Origin of the sequence: Streptomyces olivaceus, from assembly GCF_000721235.1 — a bacterium.
Lineage (GTDB): Bacteria > Actinomycetota > Actinomycetes > Streptomycetales > Streptomycetaceae > Streptomyces > Streptomyces olivaceus.
In genome coordinates this window covers 265,654-286,975 of sequence record NZ_JOFH01000002.1, presented here as the reverse complement: position 1 = coordinate 286,975, position 21,322 = coordinate 265,654, and the positions used below count along the sequence as shown (strand labels likewise).

Sequence of the window (21,322 nt, the reverse complement as noted above, 5' to 3'; positions counted from 1 at the left end):
GCAGGCGACCCTACGGCAACTTGCTTTGCGCGGGCACCCGTTCGCGCCCGATATTCACCGGTTGCTCATATGAGGAGTTGCGTTGCCATTCACTCTGAGTCACCCAGCCGCCGTGCTGCCCGCCGTGCGCGGCGACGGGACCGGCCGGTGGCGGCTGGTTCCGGCCGTGCTGGTGGCGGGGTCGTTCGCACCCGACATGACCTATTACGCGGCGAGTTTCCTCTCCGGGGCGATGGAGTTCGGGGACGTCACGCACTCCCTGCCGGGTGTGCTCACCGTCGATGTGGCCGTCGCCTGGGCGCTGGTGGGGGTGTGGCTGCTGGTCCGCGAACCGCTGGTGGGTCTGTTGCCGCGGGTCCGGCAGGGCCGGGTCGCCGCTCTGCTGCGCTGCGGGACGCGGCGGGAGCATCCGCGGCCGCGGCTGGTGGGGCGGTGGTACGCGTCGGCCGTGCTGGGCGCGCTGACGCACGTGGGGTGGGACGCGTTCACCCACCCGGACCGCTGGGGGATGCGGGTGTTCCCGGCCCTGGGCCGGGAGATGGCGGGCTCGCCGCTGTACTGGTACCTGCAGTACGGCGGCTCGGCGGTGGCCGCGGTCGTCCTCGCCGTGTTCCTGGTGCGGGCGCTGCGCCGGGCGCCCCGGGCCGAGCCGCGGGGCGTTCCGGGCCTCTCGGTACGGGACCGGTGGTGGGCCGGGGCCCTCCTCGGCGGGTGCGCGGCAGCCGGGGCGGCGCTGCGGGCGACGCGGTGGTGGGAGTACTGGGGCGACGTCGCGAAGCCGTGGGAGCTGATCCCGTCGGTGTGCTTCGGGGCCGGTGCGGGACTTGTCCCCGCGCTGCTGTTTTACGCCGGGGCGGTCAGGGTGTGGCGTCCGGCTCCGGTCCCCACCGGCCCGGGCGGTCCCGGTGCGGTGCCGGACCGGGACCGCCCGGTCGCGCGGTGAGGGTGTCGGTGGGCGCGACGAACACGGTGAAGGTGTGTCCGGGGCGCGGGTGCGGGCGTGGCAGGAGCGTGAGTGCCAGGGCGAGGTAGCCGCGGACCAGGTCGGCCCACAGGCGCCAGGCGGGCGTGCGGCGTGGCTCGCCGCCCGGGGTGGCGGGGGCGGTGGCCGGGGTGGCAAGGGCCGGAGGGCGGTGGCGGAGTCTGCGCCTCAGGTCCGTCGTGGTGCGGCGCAGGGTGGTCGCGAGGGGGGTGGGGATGCGGCCGGTGCTTGCGCCCGGTGCGCAGACCGGGACCGGGGAGTGTGGCGCGCGGGCGGGTCGGTCTGTGCTTGCCCGTGCCGGGGTGGTCGTCCGGTGGTGGAGCATGCGTATACCCATGCCCGCATCCTCGCCGGGAGGGTGGGGGCGGGGCGTTTCGTCGGGGGCCAGCGGAGTGACGGGCCCTGCCGGGCGTGGCGGGGCAGGTGGGCTGCGGGGACCGGCGCCGGCGGGGTGCCGCCGCTCGGTGCCGGCCGGGGGTGGGTCACGCAGCTCGGCGCTGCCCGGGCGCCCTGCGCGGGTGTGGGCCCGGGGGTGGGTCGCGCAGCCCGGCGCTTACGGGGTGCCGCTGCGCCCACCCGTGCCGCCCCAGCGGCACGCACTGCCCGCAGCTCGGGCGGCACGCACTGCCCGCAGCGGCGGCCGGGGGGCTAGTGGGCTGCTGATTCCCAGTTCGGGCCCGCGCCCACCGAGACGCCCAGGGGGACGCTGAGCCGGACCGCGTCGGACATCTCGCGGCGGACCAGTTCTTCCGCCTTGGCGCGCTCGCCGGGGGCGATCTCCAGCACGATTTCGTCGTGGACCTGGAGGAGCATCCGGGAGGCGAGGCCGGCCTCGCGCAGCGCCTTGTCGACGTTGAGCATGGCGATCTTGACGATGTCGGCCGCGGTGCCCTGGATCGGCGCGTTCAGGGCCATCCGCTCGGCCGCCTCGCGGCGCTGGCGGTTGTCGCTGTTGAGGTCGGGCAGGTAGCGGCGGCGGCCGAAGAGGGTCGCCGTGTAGCCCGTGGCCCGGGCCTCGTCGACGACCCGGCGCAGGTAGTCCCGTACGCCGCCGAACCGTTCGAAGTAGGCGTCCATCAGGCCGCGGGCCTCGGCTGCCTCGATGTTCAGCTGCTGGGAGAGGCCGAAGGCCGACAGGCCGTACGCCAGGCCGTAGGACATGGCCTTGATCTTGCGGCGCATCTCCGCGTCCACCGCCGACTGCTCGACGGAGAAGACCTGGGCGGCGGCGGTGGTGTGCAGGTCCTCGCCGGACGTGAAGGCCTCGGTCAGGCCCGCGTCCTCGGAGAGGTGGGCCATCACGCGCAGCTCGATCTGGCTGTAGTCGGCCGTCATCAGGGACTCGAAGCCCTCGCCAACCACGAAGCCGCGGCGGATGGCGCGGCCCTCGTCGGTGCGGACCGGGATGTTCTGCAGGTTCGGGTCGGTGGAGGAGAGCCGGCCGGTCGCGGCGACCGTCTGGTTGAACGTGGTGTGGATGCGGCCGTCCGCGGCGATGGTCTTGATCAGGCCCTCGACCGTGACGCGCAGCTTGGCCTGCTCGCGGTGGCGGAGCATGATCACCGGCAGTTCGTTCTCCGTCTGGGCCGCGAGCCAGGCCAGCGCGTCGGCGTCGGTGGTGTAGCCGGTCTTGGTCTTCTTGGTCTTGGGCAGGTTCAGCTCGCCGAAGAGGACTTCCTGGAGCTGCTTGGGCGAGCCGAGGTTGAACTCGCGTCCGGCCGCCGCGTGCGCCTCCTTCACCGCCTGCTGGACGGCGCCCGCGAACATCTGCTCCATCGACTCCAGATGGGCCCGGTCGGCCGCGATGCCGTGCCGCTCCATGCGGGCCAGCAGCGCCGAGGTGGGCAGCTCCATGTCGCGCAGCAGATCGGCGGCGCCGACGTCCGCCAGGCGGCCCTCGAACGCCTCGCCCAGGTCGAGGATGGCGCGGGCCTGCACCATCAGCGCCTCGGCCTCGGCGCCCTCGTCCGCGCCGAAGGCGAGCTGCCCGTCGGCCGCGGCGGCGGGGGCCAGCTCGCGGTGCAGGTACTCCAGGGACAGCGCGTCCAGGTCGAAGGAGCGGCGCCCCGGCTTGACCAGGTAGGCGGCGAGCGCGGTGTCCATGTCCACGCCGGCGACGCTCCAGCCGTGCTCGGCGAAGACCCGCATCGCGCCCTTGGCGTTGTGGAGGACCTTGGGCCGCTCCGGGTCGGAGAGCCAGGCCGCGAACGCCGTCTCGTCGGACTCGTCGATCTCCGTGGGGTCGAACCAGGCGGCGGGCCCGTCGGCGGCGGCGAGCGCGACCTCGGCCACCGAGCCGGTGCCCAGCGCCCACGTGTCGACCGTGGCGACGCCGAGGGGCCGGGTGCCGTGCTCGGCGAGCCAGCCGGCCACCTCGCCGGTGCCGAGCACCGTGCCGTCCAGCTCGACCCCGTCCGTCACGACCGGGGCGGTCTCGGCCTCTTCGGCGCCCGGGTCCACGGCGTGCAGCCGCTCGCGCAGGGACGGATTGCGGATCTCCAGGGTGTCGAGGATCATCGCGACGCCCTTGCGGTCGTAGGCGGGCCGCTCCAGCTCGGTGACCGGCTTCGGCAGCTCGACCTGCCGCTCCAGCTCGGTGAGCCGCCGGTTCAGCTTGACGGACTCCAGGTGGTCGCGGAGATTCTGGCCGGCCTTGCCCTTGACCTCGTCGACGCGCTCGACCAGCTCCGCGAAGGAGCCGAACTGGTTGATCCACTTCGCGGCGGTCTTCTCGCCGACGCCCGGAATGCCCGGCAGGTTGTCGGACGGGTCGCCGCGCAGGGCCGCGAAGTCGGGGTACTGGGCGGGGGTCAGCCCGTACTTCTCGAAGACCTTCTCCGGCGTGAAGCGGGTCAGCTCGGAGACGCCCTTGGTCGGGTACAGGACCGTGGTGTGCTCGCTGACGAGCTGGAAGGAGTCCCGGTCGCCGGTGACGATCAGGACGTCGAAGCCCTCGGCCTCGGCCTGGGTGGCCAGGGTGGCGATGACGTCGTCCGCCTCGAAGCCCTCGACGGCGAAGCGCGTGACGTTCATGGCGTCGAGCAGCTCGCCGATCAGCTCGACCTGGCCCTTGAACTCGTCCGGGGTCTTGGAGCGGTTCGCCTTGTACTCGGTGAACTCCTCGGACCGCCAGGTCTTGCGGGAGACGTCGAAGGCCACCGCGAAGTGCGTGGGTGCCTCGTCACGCAGGGTGTTGGCGAGCATCGACGCGAAGCCGTAGATCGCGTTGGTCGGCTGGCCCGTCGCGGTCGTGAAATTCTCCGCCGGCAGCGCGAAGAACGCGCGGTAGGCCAGCGAGTGCCCGTCCATGAGCATCAGCCGCGGACGGCCGCCGGAGGTGCTGTCGGTCTTCTTCGATGCTGTCTTCGCCACAACCCCGATCCTGCCACGAGCCACTGACAGTCCGCCCCGCCCGCGCCGCCCCGCGCCCCCGCCCTGGATTCCGTGTGCGGGACGGCAAGGGCTCCGCCCGGCCCGGCCGGTCCCGTTGTCGGCCGGGCGTGCGAGGATCGGAGACGTACTTCACACGCGTAAGCGAAGGAGCGCGCGATGGCGACCAAGCCGCCCAAGGGTGATCCGGTCCAGGACGCACCGCACATCTCGGAGCCCCAGCATGCGGCGGCGGGCATCCCGGCCATCGGCCACACACTGCGCATCGCGCAGCGGCAGATGGGCGTGAAGCGGACCGCCCTGACACTGCTGAGTGTCAACCAGAAGAACGGCTTCGACTGCCCGGGCTGCGCCTGGCCGGAGGGAGACCACCGGCACAAGGCGGAGTTCTGCGAGAACGGCGCGAAGGCCGTGGCCGAGGAGGCCACCCTGCGCCGGGTCACACCGGAGTTCTTCGCCGAGCACCCGGTGGCCGACCTCGCCACCCGCAGCGGCTACTGGCTGGGCCAGCAGGGCCGGCTCACGCACCCGGTGTACCTGCCGGAGGGCGCCGAGCACTACGAACCGGTCACCTGGGAGCGCGCCTTCGACATCGTCGCGGAGGAGATCGCCGCGCTGGACTCGCCCGACGAGTCGGTCTTCTACACCTCGGGCCGCACGAGCAACGAGGCGGCGTTCCTCTACCAGCTCTTCGCGCGCGAGCTGGGGACGAACAACCTGCCGGACTGCTCCAACATGTGCCACGAGTCGTCCGGTTCGGCGCTGTCCGAGACCATCGGCATCGGCAAGGGCAGCGTCCTCCTGGAGGACCTGTACAAGTCCGACCTGATCATCGTGGCGGGCCAGAACCCGGGCACCAACCACCCGCGGATGCTCTCGGCCCTGGAGAAGGCCAAGGCGAACGGCGCGAAGATCATCAGCGTCAACCCGCTGCCCGAGGCGGGCCTGGAGCGCTTCAAGAACCCGCAGACCCCCAAGGGCCTCACCGCGGGCGCCGCGCTCACCGACCTGTTCCTGCAGATCCGCCTCGGTGGCGACCAGGCCCTGTTCCGGCTGCTGAACAAGCTGATCCTCGACACCGAGGGCGCGGTCGACGAGGCCTTCGTCGAGGAACACACGCACGGTTACGAGGAGTTCGCCGAGGCCGCCCGCGCCGCCGACTGGGACGAGACGCTGACCGCGACCGGTCTCGCACGCGCGGAGATCGAGGAGGCACTGCGCATGGTGCTCGCCTCGAAGCGCACCATCGTGTGCTGGGCGATGGGCCTGACCCAGCACAAGCACTCGGTGCCCACGATCCGCGAGGTCGTCAACTTCCTCCTGCTGCGCGGCAACATCGGCCGTCCGGGTGCGGGCGTCTGCCCGGTGCGCGGCCACTCCAACGTGCAGGGCGACCGCACGATGGGCATCTTCGAGCGGCCCGCCCCCGCGTTCCTGGACGCCCTGGAGAAGGAGTTCGGCTTCGCGCCGCCGCGCGAGCACGGCTACGACGTCGTCCGGGCCATCCGCGCGCTGCGCGACGGCGAGGCAAAGGTCTTCTTCGCCATGGGCGGCAACTTCGTCTCCGCCTCGCCCGACACGGAGGTCACCGAGGCGGCCATGCGCCGCGCGCGGCTCACGGTGCACGTGTCGACGAAGCTGAACCGCTCGCACGCGGTCACCGGCGCGCGGGCCCTGATCCTGCCGACACTGGGCCGCACCGAGCGCGATCTCCAGGGCGGCGGCGAGCAGTTCGTCACCGTCGAGGACTCCATGGGCATGGTGCACGCCTCGCGCGGCCGGCTGCGGCCCGCGAGCGCGCAGCTGCTCTCCGAGCCCGCGATCGTGTGCCGGCTGGCGCGCCGGGTGCTGGGCGAGGACAGCCGCACGCCGTGGGAGGAGTTCGAGAAGGACTACGCGACGGTCCGCGACCGCATCGGGCGTGTCGTGCCGGGCTTCGAGGACTTCAACGCGCGCGTGGCGCACCCCGGCGGCTTCGCCCTGCCGCACGCCCCGCGCGACGAGCGCCGCTTCCCGACGGCCACCGGCAAGGCCAACTTCACCGCGGCGCCGGTGGAGTACCCCGAGCTGCCCGAGGGGCGGCTGCTGCTGCAGACACTGCGCTCGCACGACCAGTACAACACCACGATCTACGGCCTGGACGACCGCTACCGGGGCATCAGGAACGGCCGCCGGGTCGTCCTGGTCAATCCGGAGGACGCCCGGAAGCTGGACGTGGCGGACGGTTCCTACGTCGACCTGGTCAGCGAGTGGCGCGACGGGGTGGAGCGGCGGGCGCCCGGTTTCCGTGTCGTGCACTACCCGACGGCCCGGGGCTGCGCGGCGGCGTACTACCCGGAGACCAACGTCCTGGTGCCGCTGGACGCCACCGCGGACACCAGCAACACCCCGGCCAGCAAGTCCGTGGTCGTCCGTCTGGAACAATCGGCGACCGACTGAGCGTTTGCTCAGCCGAGCCGCCGGCCGCACGGGCCGCGTGCGGACCAGCCAGACGAGCGCCAGACGAGCGAGAGACGGAGCCGGCCCATGGGCGAGCAGCAGCAGGTGCAGTTCCCGCAGGAAGTGATCGACGAGTACGCCGCGCTGGGCGTCGACCTCGTCGCGATGTTCTCGGCCGGGCACCTGGGGACGCGCATGGGCATCCAGATCGTCGAGGCGTCCGCGGACCGGGTGGTCGGCACGATGCCGGTGGAGGGCAACACCCAGCCCTACGGGCTGCTGCACGGCGGCGCCTCGGCCGCGCTGGCCGAAACGCTGGGGTCGGTCGGCTCGATGCTGCACGGCGGCAGCTCCAAGATCGCCGTCGGCGTCGACCTGAACTGCACGCACCACCGCGGGGCGCGCTCCGGCCTGGTCACCGGGGTGGCCACGCCGGTACACCGGGGCCGGACGACGGCGACGTACGAGATCGTGGTCAGCGACGAGCAGGACCGCCGGGTGTGCACCGCGCGCCTGACCTGCCTGCTGCGGGACGTGAACCCCGGCGACGCGGCCCGGGCGGGCGCGACCGGCTGACGCGCGTCGGCGCGGCACACCGCCGCGCCGACACCCCTCCGAGGCGGGTGCCGTCCGGCGGGTCGTGCCGCACACGCGGAGTCCGGCACGTCCGCCCGCACCGCCGGGGCCCAGCGCCGCCGTCTCCTCGCCCCCCCGGACCGCCGGGGACACCCCGCGCACGCGAGACACCGGCCGGCGGCGAGCCCCAAAACGCGTCACCCCGCCCTGCGAACGGCATCCCGGGCCCCCTCCCACGCCCGTACCCGCCCTCACCACCCCGACCGGCGTCCACGGCCCCGACCCGGCCGACCCCGCCGGTCCGGCCCGACGACGGCCCTACGACGGCCTGGCGGTGACGTCGTCACCCACCGCCTCTTTCCAGACAAAGTCGCATTCCACGCGAAAGATCATTGTCACGCTACGGGTGACCGAATGCGGAAAAGCACCCCGGAATGCCGGACTCCCTTTCCTGAATGTAACGCTGCGTAATGCGCCCGCAATACGGACCCGCGGTTTCGCCCTGGGGTGCCGAGCTTTGCGCGGGACGTCTCCCAGGCTCTTGACGTCGCCAGCAGTGACGATTCCAAGTCATCACCAAAACACCCCAGACACCTGAACACGGGCGGCCGGTCCTGCATGTTCTCACCATGCAGACAGGGCGAATCGGCCTGAATTCCGCCCTTCCCCCCAACCAGTACCGCTCTGCATTACCCGGTGTCATAACAAGAGCGTCACAGCATGTGTCAGACCCTCCTCCACGTTGTCCACACCCGCTTAGAGTCACGGCCAGTCACCGCGCAGTCGGATTGTCACTTCGACCCCTCGACCTCGCGCTCGACTCGACCGCCTCCACCGGGAAGCGGCCGTGCCAGGGAAAGGACAGATCGTGCGTCAACGTTCGCTCATCGCCATCACCGCCGCTCTGGCGGCGGGAGCGCTCACACTCACCGCCTGCGGCTCGCGCGACGACGACGGCGGCTCGGACTCCGGCAGCGGCGGCGGTGGCACCACCGTCGTCATCGGCGTCGACGCGCCGCTGACCGGCGACCTGTCCGCGCTGGGCCTCGGCATCAAGAACTCGGTGGACCTCGCGGCCAAGATCGCCAACAAGGAGAAGACCGTCGACGGCGTCACCTTCAAGGTGGAGTCCCTCGACGACCAGGGGCAGCCGTCCGTCGGCCAGCAGAACGCCACCAAGTTCGTCGCCAACGACGACGTCCTCGGCGTGGTCGGCCCGCTGAACTCCTCCGTCGGCGAGTCGATGCAGAAGGTCTTCGACTCGGCGAAGCTGGTCGAGGTCTCCCCCGCCAACACCAACCCCGCGCTCAGCCAGGGTGTCGACTGGCAGACCAAGAAGGTCCGGCCGTACAAGTCGTACTTCCGAACGGCGACCACGGACGCCATCCAGGGCCCCTTCGCGGCGGAGTACGTCTACAAGGACTCCAAGAAGCGCAAGGCCTTCATCATCGACGACAAGAAGACCTACGGCGCCGGTCTCGCCGCCACCTTCACCGAGGCGTTCAAGAAGCTCGGCGGCCAGGTCGTCGGCACCGAGCACATCAACCCGGACACCAAGGACTTCAACGCGGTCGCCACGAAGGTCAAGAACTCCGGCGCCGACGTCGTCTACTACGGCGGCGAGTACCCGCAGGCCGGCCCGCTCAGCAAGCAGATCAAGGCGGCCGGGGCGAAGATCCCGCTGGTCGGCGGCGACGGCATCTACAGCGCCGACTTCATCAAGCTCGCCGGCGCCGGCGGCACCGGCGACCTCGCCACCTCGGTCGGCGCCCCGGTGGAGGAGCTGCCCTCCGCCAAGGAGTTCGTCGCCAACTACAAGACCGAGGGCTACAAGGAGGCCTACGAGGCCTACGGCGGCTACTCCTACGACTCGGCCTGGGCGATCATCGAGGCCGTCAAGAAGGTCGTCGAGGACAACGACGGCAAGCTCCCCGACGACGCCCGCAGCAAGGTCGTCGACGCCATGCAGAACGTGTCGTTCGACGGTGTGACCGGCAAGGTCTCCTTCGACGAGTTCGGTGACGCCACCAACAAGCAGCTCACCGTGTACGCCGTCGAGAACGGTACCTGGGGCTCCGTGAAGTCCGGTACCTACAACGGCTGACCTCTCCCACGCACCACACCTCATGAGCCGCGCGGGGCGCTGTCCACAGGCGCCCCGCGCGGACTCGCATCCGGCCACATCCGTCGAACGTCCGAAAGTCTCGGAGGACATGCGGTGAACGAACTGCCGCAGCAGCTGGTCAACGGCCTGCTACTGGGATCCATGTACGGGCTGATCGCCATCGGCTACACAATGGTCTACGGCATTGTCCAGCTCATCAACTTCGCCCACGGCGAGATCTTCATGACCGGCGCCTTCGGCGCACTCACGGTCTACCTGTACATCCTGCCCGACGGCACCTCCATGCTGATCGCACTGCCCCTGATGCTCATCGGCGCCATGGTGGTCTCCGTCGCCGTCGCCGTCGGAGCGGAACGATTCGCCTACCGGCCGCTGCGCGGCGCCCCCCGCCTCGCCCCCCTCATCACCGCCATCGGCCTCTCCCTCGCCCTCCAGCAGGCGGTGTGGGCCTGGTACCCCGAGGCCAAGTCGGCGCGGACCTTCCCCCAGATCGACGGGGGCCCCTTCCACATCGGCAGCGTCACCCTGCAGACCGGCGACGTCTTCCTGTTCGTCGCCGCCCCGCTGAGCATGGCGTTCCTCGGCTTCTTCGTGATGCGCACCCGCATCGGACGCGGCATGCAGGCCACCGCGCAGGACCGTGACACGGCCAAGCTGATGGGCGTCAACACGGACCGCATCATCGTGGTCGCGTTCGCGCTGGGCGCCGTCTTCGCCGCCGTCGGAGCCGTGGCCAACGGCCTCAAGTACGGCCAGATCGACTTCAAGATGGGCTTCATCCTCGGCCTCAAGGCCTTCACCGCGGCCGTCCTCGGCGGCATCGGCAACATCTACGGCGCCATGATCGGCGGCATCACCCTCGGCGTCGCCGAGACCCTCGCCACCGCGTACATCGCCGACATCCCCGGCCTCGACCAGTTCGGCAGCCAGTCCTGGTCCGACGTCTGGGCCTTCATCCTCCTCATCCTCGTGCTGTTGTTCAGGCCACAGGGCCTGCTCGGCGAACGCGTTGCGGACAGGGCGTGACACCGATGACCACACAGACCACCGCGCCCGACAACACCGGCGCCCCCGCCGCGGACGACACCTCCGGCCTCATCGGCATCCCCCCGCGCGTCGGCCGCGCCCTCGCCACCGGCGGCGGCGTCCTCACCGTCGTCTCCACCTTCCTCGCCTGGACCTGGACCGCCGAGTTCCCCGGCGACCTCACCGTCTACGGCTACCCGGGCGGCCTCCAGGTGCTGGTGCTGGTCGCCGGTGCCCTGACCGCCCTCTTCGGCCTCGCCTCCTACGACGTCAAGGGGCTGCGCTGGCTCGTACCGGCCGGCGCCGACGCGGCCCTCAGGGTCGCGGCGCTCGCCGCCTTCGCCACCGCCTGGTACACGGTCGTCGCGATCAGCGCGCAGCTCGGCGGCGTCGTCAACCTGGAGCCCGGCGGCTACGTCGCGGCCGCCGCCACCCTGATCGCCCTGCTCGGCTCCCTCGCCCTGCCCGTGCAGCGCCCCGAGCCCGACCCGTTCGACCCGGACGACACGGGCTGGGAGCAGTTCAAGCACACCAGCTCGCACAACTGGCAGGTGGTCAAGGCGGCGTTCGCCTCCGGCACCCCCCGCCCGCTGCGTGCCCTGCCGTCCTACGCCGAGATCCTGGTCATCGTCGCCGTCCTCGCCGTCGGCCTGTTCGTCTTCACGTACGGCATCGGCACCGAGTACGACGAGCTGTTCGTCGGCTTCCTGATCACGGCCGGCCTCGGCTTCGCCGCCCTCAACAAGTCCGGGCTGATCGCGCAGGTCTCCGAGATCACCGCGCGGCACCAGAACATCACCGTCTGCGGCGCGTTCGTCGCGGCGGCCTGCTTCCCGTTCACCCAGTCCGACGACCAGTACGCCACCATCGGCGTCTACATCCTCATCTTCGCCACGGTCGCCCTCGGCCTGAACATCGTCGTCGGCCTCGCCGGTCTGCTCGACCTCGGCTACGTCGCCTTCCTCGGCGTCGGCGCCTACGCCGCCTCGATGGTCTCCGGCTCCCCCAGCTCCCCGTTCGACCTGCACCTCCCCTTCTGGGGTGCCGTCCTCGTCGGCGCCGCCGCCTCGCTGATCTTCGGCGTCCTCATCGGCGCCCCCACCCTGCGGCTGCGCGGCGACTACCTCGCCATCGTCACCCTCGGCTTCGGCGAGATCTTCCGCATCACCGCCAACAACCTGGACGGCACCTCGGGACCGGACGTCACCAACGGCTCCAACGGCATCTCGTCCATCCCGGATCTCAGCATCCTCGGCTTCGACATGGGGCTCCCGCACGACATCGGCGGCTTCACCATCGGCCGGTTCGCCAACTACTTCTTCCTGATGCTCGTCATCACGGCCGTCGTCGTCCTCGTCTTCCGGCGCAGCGGCGACTCCCGCATCGGCCGTGCCTGGGTCGCCATCCGCGAGGACGAGACCGCCGCGCTCGCCATGGGCATCAACGGCTTCCGCGTCAAGCTGATCGCCTTCGCCGTCGGCGCCTCGCTGGCCGGACTCGCCGGCACGGTCCAGGCGCACGTGACCTACACGGTCACCCCCGAGCAGTACCTCTTCGCCGGTACCACCCCGCCCAACTCGGCGTTCCTGCTCGCCGCGGTCGTACTCGGCGGCATGGGCACCATCGCGGGCCCGCTCATCGGCGCCTCGCTGCTCTTCCTGATCCCGAACAAGCTCCAGTTCCTCGACGACTACCAGCTCTTCGCCTTCGGACTGGCGCTCGTCCTGCTGATGCGCTTCCGCCCCGAGGGCCTCATCGCCAACCGGCGGCGCAAGCTGGAGTTCCACGAAGAGGCCGAAGCGCCCACCACCCTGAGCAAGACAGGGGCCTGATGATGACCACCGACACCACGACCACGGGCGGCGCGCCGGGCGCCACCGGTACCACGATCCTCGACGCACGCGGCGTCACCATGCGCTTCGGCGGACTGACCGCGGTGGACAGCGTCGACCTCACCGTCAGCAGCGGCGAGATCGTCGGCCTGATCGGACCCAACGGCGCCGGGAAGACGACCTTCTTCAACTGCCTGACCGGCCTCTACGTCCCCACCGAGGGCGAGGTCCGCTACCGGGACCGGGTCCTGCCCGCCAAGTCCTTCAAGGTCACGGCGGCGGGCATCGCCCGTACCTTCCAGAACATCCGCCTCTTCTCCAACATGACGGTCCTGGAGAACGTCCTCGTCGGCCGCCACACGCGGACCAAGGAGGGCTTCTGGTCGGCCGTGCTGCGCGGCCCCGGCTTCCACAAGGCGGAGAAGGCCTCCCGGGAACGCGCCCTGGAGCTGCTGGAGTTCGTGGGCCTGGCCGCCAAGGCGGACCACCTCGCGCGGAACCTGCCCTACGGCGAGCAGCGCAAGCTGGAGATCGCCCGCGCGCTGGCCAGCGAACCGGGACTGCTGCTCCTGGACGAGCCGACGGCCGGCATGAACCCGCAGGAGACCCGGGCCACCGAGGAACTGGTCTTCGCCATCCGCGACCAGGGCATCGCCGTCCTCGTGATCGAGCACGACATGCGGTTCATCTTCAACCTCTGCGACCGCGTCGCCGTCCTCGTCCAGGGCCAGAAGCTCGTCGAGGGCGACAGCGCCACCGTGCAGGGCGACGAACGCGTCGTCGCCGCCTACCTCGGCGAACCCCTCGAGAACGACCCCGGTGCCGCGGAGGCGGCCGAGGTCGAGGCCGCCGAGGCCGCCCAGGCCGACACCACCACGGACACCGCGGCCGGCAAGGAGAACGACCGATGACCGCACTGCTCGAGGTCGAGGACCTCCGCGTCGCGTACGGCAAGATCGAGGCCGTGAAGGGCATCTCCTTCACGGTCGACGCGGGCGAAGTGGTCACCCTGATCGGCACCAACGGCGCCGGCAAGACCACCACCCTGCGCACCCTGTCGGGCCTGCTCAAGCCGGTCGGCGGGCAGATCAGGTTCCGGGGCAAGTCCCTCAAGAAGACCCCGGCCCACCAGATCGTCTCCCTCGGGCTCGCCCACTCGCCCGAGGGGCGGCACATCTTCCCGCGCATGACGATCGAGGACAATCTCCGCCTCGGCGCCTTCCTGCGCAGCGACCGGCCGGGCATCGAGAAGGACATCCAGCGCGCCTACGACCTCTTCCCGATCCTCGGGGAGCGCCGGAAGCAGGCGGCGGGCACCCTCTCCGGCGGTGAGCAGCAGATGCTGGCGATGGGCCGCGCCCTGATGTCCCAGCCCAAGCTGCTCATGCTCGACGAGCCCTCCATGGGGCTGTCGCCGATCATGATGCAGAAGATCATGGCGACGATCGCCGAGCTGAAGTCCCAGGGCACCACCATCCTGCTCGTCGAGCAGAACGCGCAGGCCGCCCTCTCGCTGGCCGACCAGGGCCATGTCATGGAGACCGGCAACATCGTCCTGTCCGGCAGCGGCCAGACGCTCCTGCACGACGAGTCGGTCCGCAAGGCCTACCTCGGCGAGGACTGACCGCGCGCCCGTCCCGCCGTACACGCGAGGCCCGCGCCCCCGAAAGGGGACGCGGGCCTCGCCGTGCTCCGGGAGGGCCTCAGCCCTTGGACGCCTTCTTCTCCTCGGCGTCCTGGATGACCGCCTCGGCCACCTGCTGCATCGACATCCGCCGGTCCATCGACGTCTTCTGGATCCACCGGAACGCGGCCGGCTCGGTCAGGCCGTACTGCGTCTGCAGCACCGACTTCGCGCGGTCCACCAGCTTCCTGGTCTCCAGCCGCTGGCTGAGGTCGGCGACCTCCTTCTCCAGCTCCTTCAGCTCCGTGAACCGCGAGACGGCCATCTCGATCGCCGGCACGACGTCGCTCTTGCTGAACGGCTTCACCAGGTACGCCATCGCCCCGGCGTCCCGCGCCCGCTCCACCAGGTCGCGCTGGGAGAACGCGGTCAGCATCAGCACCGGTGCGATGCTCTCCTCGGCGATCTTCTCGGCCGCGGAGATGCCGTCGAGCTTGGGCATCTTCACGTCGAGGATCACCAGGTCCGGCTTGTGCTCACGGGCCAGCTCCACGGCCTGCTCCCCGTCACCGGCCTCGCCGACGACGGAGTACCCCTCCTCCTCCAGCATCTCTTTGAGGTCGAGCCGGATGAGCGCCTCGTCCTCGGCGATGACGACGCGGGTCGTCAGCGGAGGAACGTGCGACTTGTCGTCGTCGTTCGCGTCAGCGGGCTGGGGCGACTCGGGGGCGGTCACGTGGGGCTCCTCGTTCGGGGCAGGGGTGCTGCTCACAAGAGCCTACCTAGCTCCTGTATCTTTGAGTCACCGAGGGGCTACACTGACCTTCGGTTCGAAGAGGCTCCGGTAGTCCAATCGGCAGAGACGATGCCCTCAAAAGGCATTCAGTGTGGGTTCGAGTCCCACCCGGGGCACTTAACCTTCCTTTCGAAGGCACCCCAGCCGCAGCCGGGCCACCCGTTCAGCGGTCGTCCTCCCCGATGCGGTGCACCCGCACCAGGTTCGTGGTGCCCGACACCCCCGGCGGCGAGCCCGCCGTGATGACCACGGTGTCGCCCTTCTCGCAGCGGCCGTAGCGGGTGAGGAGTTCGTCCACCTGGTCGACCATCGCGTCCGTGGAGTCCACGTGCGGGCCGAGGAACGTCTCCACGCCCCAGGTCAGGCTCAGCTGCGAGCGGGTCGCCGGCTCGGGGGTGAACGCGAGCAGCGGGATGGGCGAGCGGTAGCGGGAGAGGCGGCGGACGGTGTCGCCGGACTGGGTGAAGGCGACGAGGAACTTGGCGCCGAGGAAGTCCCCCATCTCGGCGGCCGCGCGGGCGACCGCGCCGCCCTGGGTGCGGGGCTTGTTGCGGTCGGTCAGCGGGGGCAGCCCCTTGGCCAGCATGTCCTCCTCGGCCGCCTCGACGATCCGGGCCATCGTGCGCACCGTGTCGGTCGCGTGCTTGCCGACGCTGGTCTCGCCGGAGAGCATCACCGCGTCCGTGCCGTCGATGACCGCGTTGGCCACGTCGGAGGCCTCCGCGCGGGTGGGGCGGGCGTTGTCGATCATCGAGTCGAGCATCTGGGTGGCGACGATGACCGGCTTGGCGTTGCGCTGGGCGAGCTTGATCGCGCGCTTCTGGACGATCGGCACCTGCTCGAGCGGCATCTCGACGCCGAGGTCGCCCCGGGCGACCATGATGCCGTCGAAGGCGGCGACGATGCCCTCGATGTCCTCCACCGCCTGCGGCTTCTCGACCTTGGCGATGACGGGGAGGCGGCGGCCCTCCTCGTCCATGATGCGGTGGACGTCGGCGACGTCGCGTCCGCTGCGCACGAAGGAGAGGGCGATGACGTCGAAGCCGCCGCGCAGGGCGAAGCGCAGGTCGTCCTCGTCCTTCTTGGACAGCGCGGGGACGGAGACGGCGACGCCGGGCAGGTTGAGGCCCTTGTGGTCGGAGACCATGCCGCCCTCGACGACCCTGGTGTGCACCCGGGGGCCGTCGACGCCGGTGACCTCCAGGCAGACCTTGCCGTCGTCGACGAGGACGCGCTCGCCGGGGGCGACGTCGGCGGCGAGGCCCGCGTAGGTGGTGCCGCAGGTGTGGCGGTCGCCCTCGACGCCCTCCTCGACGGTGATGGTGAAGGTGTCGCCGCGTTCAAGGAGTACGGGTCCCTCACCGAAGTGGCCGAGGCGGATCTTCGGGCCCTGAAGGTCGGCGAGCGCGCCGACGCTGCGGCCGGTCTCGTCGGACGCCTTGCGGACCCGCCGGTACCGCTCCTCGTGCTCGGCGTGGCTGCCGTGGCTGAAATTGAAGCGGGCGATGTCCATTCCGGCATCGACCAGGTCCTTGATCTGGTCGTACGAGTCGGTGGCGGGCCCAAGGGTACAGACGATCTTTGCTCGGCGCATGCGTCGAGCCTATGACTTACTGCCGGGTAGCGAATTGGCCACGCATGACCACTCAACAACCTTTGAGTAAAGGGTGATTGACAAGTGTTGAATTGTGCGCAGCACCGCTCCGATGAGCGTACGGATCGGCTTTCCACCCTTGACAGACGACGTGTCCAGGACAGAATCTACGCGCGTCGCCACTACCCGCCCCGCCGCTGCTGACGCAGTCCGCACGGGTCACCGAGGAGAGTCAGCCATGCCGTTCAACCGCCGGAAGTTCCTGAGCAGGTCCGCCGTGACGGGGGCGGGGGTCGCACTGGCCGGCGCGCCGGCTGCTCCGGCGGCCGAGGCGGCCCCCACCCAGCAGGGGCACAAGGGACCCATGGGCCACAAGAAGGAGAAGCGGTACGCGCTGACCGTGCTGGGCACCACCGACCTGCACGGCCACGTCTTCAACTGGGACTACTTCAAGGACGCCGAGTACACGGACGAGGCGGGCAACGCACAGGGCCTGGCCCGCATCTCGACCCTGGTGAACGAGGTCCGCGAGGAGAAGGGCCGCCGCAACACGCTGCTCCTCGACGCGGGCGACACCATCCAGGGCACCCCGCTGACGTACTACTACGCCAAGGTCGACCCGATCACCGCCGAGGGCGGCCCGGTGCACCCGATGGCGCAGGCGATGAACGCCATCGGCTACGACGCGGTGGCGCTCGGCAACCACGAGTTCAACTACGGCATCGAGACGCTGCGCAGATTCGAGGAGCAGTGCGACTTCCCGCTGCTCGGCGCCAACGCGGTGGACGCGAAGACGCTCAGGCCCGCGTTCCCGCCGTACTTCATGAAGACCTTCCGGGTGAAGGGCGCGCCGCCGGTGAAGGTGGCGGTGCTGGGGCTGACCAACCCGGGCATCGCGATCTGGGACAAGGCGTACGTGCAGGGGAAGCTGGCCTTCCCGGGGCTGGAGGAGCAGGCGGCGAAGTGGGTGCCGAAGCTGCGCTCGATGGGCGCGGACGTGGTGGTCGTGTCGGCGCACTCCGGCTCGTCGGGCACCTCCTCCTACGGTGACCAGATCCCGTACGTCGAGAACGCGGCGGCCAACGTGGCCCGTCAGGTGCCCGGTATCGACGCGATCCTGGTCGGGCACGCCCACGAGGAGATCGCGGAGCTGAAGGTCGTCAACGAGGAGACCGGGCGGACCGTCGTCCTGTCGGAGCCGCTGTGCTTCGCCGAGCGGCTCACGCTGTTCGACTTCGAGCTGGTCTTCGAGCGGGGCCGCTGGCACGTCGAGTCGGTGCGGGCGTCGCTGCGCGACTCGGCCGGCGTCGCCGACGACGGGCGGATCACCCGGCTGCTCGCCGACGAGCACGCGACGGTGGTGGAGTACGTCAACCAGGTGGTCGGCACCGCCACCGAGACGCTGACGACGGTGGAGGCGCGCTACAAGGACGCCCCGATCATCGACCTCATCACCAGGGTGCAGGAGGATGTCGTCAAGGAGGCGCTGGCCGGCACGGAGCACGCGTCGCTGCCGGTCCTGGCGCAGGCGTCGCCCTTCTCGCGGACCTCCGAGATCCCGGCGGGCGACGTGACGATCCGGGACCTGTCGAGCCTGTACGTGTACGACAACACGCTGGTCGCGAAGGTGCTGACGGGCGCCCAGGTGCGGGCGTACCTGGAGTACTCGGCGGAGTACTACGTGCAGACGGCCGCCGGTGCGCCGGTGGACGTGGAGAAGCTGACGAACGCCAACGGCCGCCCGGACTACAACTACGACTACGTGTCGGGGCTGACGTACGAGATCGACATCGCGCAGCCGGCCGGTTCGCGGATCAGGAACCTCGCCCGCGACGGCGCCCCGCTGGACGACGCCGCGCGGTTCGTGCTGGCGGTGAACAACTACCGGGCCAACGGCGGCGGTGCCTTCCCGCACGTGGCGTCGGCCCAGGAGGTGTGGTCGGAGTCGACGGAGATCCGCACGCGGATCGCGGAGTGGGCGACCGCGAAGGGTGTGCTGGACCCGGCGGACTTCGCCTCCGTGGGCTGGTCGCTGACGCGGGAGGGCACGCCGGTGTTCTGAGCCGCCTGTCCGGGGGCGCCGGGCAGCCTCAGATCCCGTCCGTCAGGGGCGTCAGCGCCCGGTGGTCGTGCGTGGTCGGGATCTGGGGCCGTCCGTTCGGCAGGCCGAAGGTGGTGAAGGCGGTCCGGCCGGGGAGCGGGTAGGGCTCCCGCCCGGTCAGGTCGTTGAGGATGGTGGCGCTGCGCCAGGCGGCGAGGCCGAGGTCGGGCGCGCCGACACCGTGGGTGTGGGTCTCGGCGTTCTGGACGTACACGGCGCCGGTGACGGACGGGTCGAGGACGAGGCGGTGGCGGTCGTCGACGCGGTGGCGTTCGGAGCTGTCGCGCCGCATGTAGGGGTCGAGGCCGGCCAGGATCCGGCCGAGGGGGCGTTCGCGGTAGCCGGTGGCGAGGACGACGGCGTCGGTGGTGAGGCGGGAGCGGGTCTTCTGCTGGGCGTGCTCCAGGTGGAGTTCGACCTGGGTGCCGGAGAGGCGGCCGGCGGTGCGGACGTGGACGCCGGGGGTGAGGACGGTGTCGGGCCAGCCTCCGTCGAGGGTGCGGCGGTACAGCTCGTCGTGGAGGGCGGCGGTGGTGTCGGCGTCGATGCCCTTGTGCAGCTGCCACTGGGCGGCGACGAGGCGGTCGCGGACCGGTTCGGCCAGGCCGTGGAAGTAGCGGGTGTAGTCGGGCGTGAAGTGTTCCAGGCCGAGCTTGGAGTACTCCATCGGGGCGATGGACTCGGTGCGGCCGAGCCAGTGCAGCCGCTCCCGGCCGACGGGCCGGGAACGGAGCAGGTCCAGGAAGATCTCGGCGCCGGACTGCCCGGTGCCGATGACGGTGACGTGTCCGGCGGCGCGGAGCGTGTCGCGGTGGGCGAGGTAGTCGGCGGCGTGGACGACGGGGACGAGGGGGTCCTCGACGAGGGGCCTGAGCGGGTCGGGCACGTGCGGTGCGGTGCCGACGCCGAGGACGACGTTGCGGGTGTGGGTGCGGCCGAGGGCCTCGGCCTCTCCGGCGGCGTCGAGCTGGGTGTAGTCGACCTCGAAGAGACCGCGTTCGGGGTTCCAGCGGACGGCGTCGACCTGGTGGTGGAAGCGGAGGGACGGCAGCCCCTCGGCGACCCAGCGGCAGTAGGCGTCGTACTCGGCGCGCTGGATGTGGAAGCGTTCGGCGAAGTAGAAGGGGAAGAGGCGTTCTCTGGCCCTCAGGTGGCTGAGGAAGCTCCAGGGGTTCGCCGGGTCGGCGAGGGTGACCAGGTCGGCCAGGAACGGCACCTGGACGCGGGCGCCCTCGATGAGCAGGCCGGGGTGCCAGTGGAAGGCGGGGCGCTGGTCGTAGAAGACGGCGTTCAGGCCGGTGAGGGGGTCGGCGAGGGCCGCGAGGGAGAGGTTGAAGGGGCCGATGCCGACGCCGACGAGGTCGCGGGGGGCTTCGGAGTCGAGGGGCGTGGCGTTCATGGGGCGTGGTGTCCTTCCGGGGCGGTTCCGGGTGGGGTCGGGGTCGCGGCTCCGGTTCCGGCCGCGGTCTCGACGAGGGCGAGGAGCGCGGCCAGGTCGGCGCGCCGGGTGTGGGGGTTGAGGAGGGTCGCCTTGAGCCAGAGGCGGCCGCCGGCGCGGGCCCGGCCGAGGACGGCGCGGCCGGTGGCGAGCAGGGTGCGGCGTACGGCGGCAACGTCGGCGTCGGTGGCGCGGGCGGGCCGGAACAGGACGGTGCTGAGGGTGGGCGGGGCGTGCAGTTCGAGCCCGGGGCGGTCGTGGACGAGGACGGCGAACTCCTCGGCCAGGTCGCAGACTTCGTCCACGAGCGCGCCGAGTCCGGTGCGGCCGAGGGTCTTGAGGGTGACGGCGGCCTTGAGGACGTCGGGGCGGCGGCTGGTGCGCGGGGAGCGGCCGAGCAGGTCGGGGAGTCCGGCGTCCGTGTCGTCGTCGGCGTTGAGGTAGTCGGCGCGGTGGTGGAGCACGGCGAGGTCGGCGGCGTCGGCGACCGCGAGGAGGCCGGCGGGGATCGGCTGCCAGCCGAGCTTGTGCAGGTCGAGGGCGACGGTGTCGGCGGCCTCCAGTCCCGCGAGCAGGGGCCTGCGCCGGGCGCTGAAGAGGAGGCCCGCGCCGTAGGCGGCGTCGGTGTGCAGGCGGGCGCCGTGGGCGGCGCAGCGGTCGGCGATCGCGGGCAGCGGGTCGACGAGGCCGGCGTCCGTGGTGCCGGCGGTGGCGACCACGAGGTGCGGTCCGGGGACCCGGGTGAGGGCCTCGTCCAGGGCGGCGGGGTCGAGGGTGCCGGCGGGGGCGGGGACGACGACGGGGTCGGGCAGGCCGAGGAGCCAGGCGGCGCGGTGCACGGAGTGGTGGGCGTTCGCGCCGTGGACGATGCGCAGGCCGGTGCCGAGGGTCTCGCGGGCGAGCAGGACGGCGAGCTGGTTGGACTCGGTGCCGCCGGTGGTGACGAGGGCGTCGGCGGCGCCGGCCTCCCGGGCGAGGGCGCGGGTGACGAGGGCTTCCAGCGCGGAGGCGGCGGGCGCCTGGTCCCAGGAGTCGAGAGAGGGGTTGAGGACGCTCGCGGCGAGGTCGGCGGCGGCCGCGACGGCGAGCGGCGGGGCGTGCAGGTGGGCGGCGCACAGGGGGTGGGCGGGGTCGGCGGCGCCCTCGGCGAGCACGGTGACCAGGACGCGCAGCGCCTCGGGGTCGCCGTGGCCGGGCAGGATCTCGCCGACCGCGTCCGCCACCCGGGCGGCGACGGCGCGGGGCCCGCCCGGGGGCAGGGGACCGCCGCGTGCGGCGGTGCCGGCGCGCAGGGCGTCGAGCACCGTGTCCAGCAGGGGCCGCAGGGCGTCGGTGCCGTGCGGGCCCGAGGCGAGGGGCGGGATGCCCATGGGCTGTCTGTCCTCCGGGCGCGGGACCA

Annotated in this window: 14 protein-coding genes and 1 tRNA gene; 10 read left to right on the top strand and 5 right to left on the bottom strand. The window is 71.4% G+C overall.

Translation table 11 applies throughout. The features are described from left to right. Positions 1–82: 82 nt before the first annotated feature. Positions 83–943 carry a DUF4184 family protein gene (locus IG94_RS0104185; protein ID WP_031031161.1) on the top strand — a complete coding sequence of 287 codons (861 nt, stop codon included), beginning with the start codon at positions 83–85 and terminating at the stop codon, positions 941–943. A 687-nt stretch (positions 944–1,630) separates the two neighbouring features. Here IG94_RS0104185 and polA read toward each other — a convergent pair. Beyond that, positions 1,631–4,354: a DNA polymerase I gene (gene polA / locus IG94_RS0104175; RefSeq protein ID WP_031031155.1), complete on the bottom strand. Its 2,724-nt coding sequence runs from the start codon at positions 4,352–4,354 to the stop codon at positions 1,631–1,633. 177 nt (positions 4,355–4,531) lie between these two features. Here polA and IG94_RS0104170 point away from each other — a divergent pair, with 177 nt between their 5' ends. The 7 genes from IG94_RS0104170 to IG94_RS0104140 all read left to right on the top strand — a co-directional run bounded on the left by IG94_RS0104170 (position 4,532) and on the right by IG94_RS0104140 (position 13,994). Continuing rightward, positions 4,532–6,811, top strand: a complete 2,280-nt coding sequence (locus tag IG94_RS0104170; protein WP_031031152.1) for an FdhF/YdeP family oxidoreductase — start codon at positions 4,532–4,534, stop codon at positions 6,809–6,811. A gap of 87 nt (positions 6,812–6,898) precedes the next feature. After that, positions 6,899–7,387 (top strand): PaaI family thioesterase, encoded by a 489-nt coding sequence (locus IG94_RS0104165; RefSeq protein ID WP_031031149.1) that lies wholly within the window; start codon positions 6,899–6,901, stop codon positions 7,385–7,387. Positions 7,388–8,255: 868 nt separating this feature from the next. Then, positions 8,256–9,491: a branched-chain amino acid ABC transporter substrate-binding protein gene (locus IG94_RS0104160; protein WP_031031147.1), complete on the top strand. Its 1,236-nt coding sequence runs from the start codon at positions 8,256–8,258 to the stop codon at positions 9,489–9,491. A gap of 114 nt (positions 9,492–9,605) precedes the next feature. Continuing rightward, entirely contained in the window at positions 9,606–10,538 is a 933-nt protein-coding gene (locus tag IG94_RS0104155; protein ID WP_031031145.1) for a branched-chain amino acid ABC transporter permease, read from the top strand. A gap of 5 nt (positions 10,539–10,543) precedes the next feature. Next, positions 10,544–12,370: a branched-chain amino acid ABC transporter permease gene (locus IG94_RS0104150; protein ID WP_031031142.1), complete on the top strand. Its 1,827-nt coding sequence runs from the start codon at positions 10,544–10,546 to the stop codon at positions 12,368–12,370. A 2-nt stretch (positions 12,371–12,372) separates the two neighbouring features. Next, complete coding sequence (locus tag IG94_RS0104145; protein ID WP_031031138.1) at positions 12,373–13,281, top strand: ABC transporter ATP-binding protein; 909 nt, start codon at positions 12,373–12,375, stop codon at positions 13,279–13,281. Next, entirely contained in the window at positions 13,278–13,994 is a 717-nt protein-coding gene (locus tag IG94_RS0104140) for an ABC transporter ATP-binding protein (RefSeq protein ID WP_031031136.1), read from the top strand. Before IG94_RS0104145 ends, IG94_RS0104140 begins: the two co-directional genes overlap by 4 nt. Before the next feature lie 79 nt (positions 13,995–14,073). On the opposite strand, the gene IG94_RS0104135 is transcribed toward IG94_RS0104140, so the two are convergent. Continuing rightward, entirely contained in the window at positions 14,074–14,730 is a 657-nt protein-coding gene (locus tag IG94_RS0104135; protein ID WP_031031132.1) for an ANTAR domain-containing response regulator, read from the bottom strand. 102 nt (positions 14,731–14,832) lie between these two features. On the opposite strand from IG94_RS0104135, the gene IG94_RS0104130 reads away from it, so the two are divergent. Beyond that, positions 14,833–14,906 (top strand) — tRNA-Leu (locus IG94_RS0104130). 47 nt (positions 14,907–14,953) lie between these two features. On the opposite strand, the gene pyk is transcribed toward IG94_RS0104130, so the two are convergent. Next, positions 14,954–16,384 carry a pyruvate kinase gene (pyk, locus tag IG94_RS0104125; RefSeq protein WP_031031130.1) on the bottom strand — a complete coding sequence of 477 codons (1,431 nt, stop codon included), beginning with the start codon at positions 16,382–16,384 and terminating at the stop codon, positions 14,954–14,956. Positions 16,385–16,622: 238 nt separating this feature from the next. On the opposite strand from pyk, the gene IG94_RS0104120 reads away from it, so the two are divergent. Continuing rightward, a complete protein-coding gene (locus IG94_RS0104120) occupies positions 16,623–18,446 on the top strand; it encodes a bifunctional metallophosphatase/5'-nucleotidase (RefSeq protein ID WP_031031128.1) in 1,824 nt (607 codons plus the stop codon). A 28-nt stretch (positions 18,447–18,474) separates the two neighbouring features. On the opposite strand, the gene IG94_RS0104115 is transcribed toward IG94_RS0104120, so the two are convergent. Next, complete coding sequence (locus IG94_RS0104115) at positions 18,475–19,884, bottom strand: lysine N(6)-hydroxylase/L-ornithine N(5)-oxygenase family protein (RefSeq protein ID WP_031031125.1); 1,410 nt, start codon at positions 19,882–19,884, stop codon at positions 18,475–18,477. Further along, complete coding sequence (locus IG94_RS0104110; protein WP_031031122.1) at positions 19,881–21,293, bottom strand: pyridoxal phosphate-dependent decarboxylase family protein; 1,413 nt, start codon at positions 21,291–21,293, stop codon at positions 19,881–19,883. Before IG94_RS0104110 ends, IG94_RS0104115 begins: the two co-directional genes overlap by 4 nt. Positions 21,294–21,322: the final 29 nt, after the last annotated feature.

Excerpts from the sequence above, each read along its gene's own strand:
- IG94_RS0104170 (WP_031031152.1), top strand. The coding sequence starts at position 4,532 with ATGGCGACCAAGCCGCCCAAGGGTGATCCGGTCCAGGACGCACCGCAC.
- IG94_RS0104165 (WP_031031149.1), top strand. The coding sequence starts at position 6,899 with ATGGGCGAGCAGCAGCAGGTGCAGTTCCCGCAGGAAGTGATCGACGAG.
- IG94_RS0104150 (WP_031031142.1), top strand. The coding sequence starts at position 10,544 with ATGACCACACAGACCACCGCGCCCGACAACACCGGCGCCCCCGCCGCG.
- IG94_RS0104145 (WP_031031138.1), top strand. The coding sequence starts at position 12,373 with ATGACCACCGACACCACGACCACGGGCGGCGCGCCGGGCGCCACCGGT.
- IG94_RS0104140 (WP_031031136.1), top strand. The coding sequence starts at position 13,278 with ATGACCGCACTGCTCGAGGTCGAGGACCTCCGCGTCGCGTACGGCAAG.
- pyk (WP_031031130.1), bottom strand. The coding sequence starts at position 16,384 with ATGCGCCGAGCAAAGATCGTCTGTACCCTTGGGCCCGCCACCGACTCG.
- IG94_RS0104120 (WP_031031128.1), top strand. The coding sequence starts at position 16,623 with ATGCCGTTCAACCGCCGGAAGTTCCTGAGCAGGTCCGCCGTGACGGGG.
- IG94_RS0104115 (WP_031031125.1), bottom strand. The coding sequence starts at position 19,884 with ATGAACGCCACGCCCCTCGACTCCGAAGCCCCCCGCGACCTCGTCGGC.
- IG94_RS0104110 (WP_031031122.1), bottom strand. The coding sequence starts at position 21,293 with ATGGGCATCCCGCCCCTCGCCTCGGGCCCGCACGGCACCGACGCCCTG.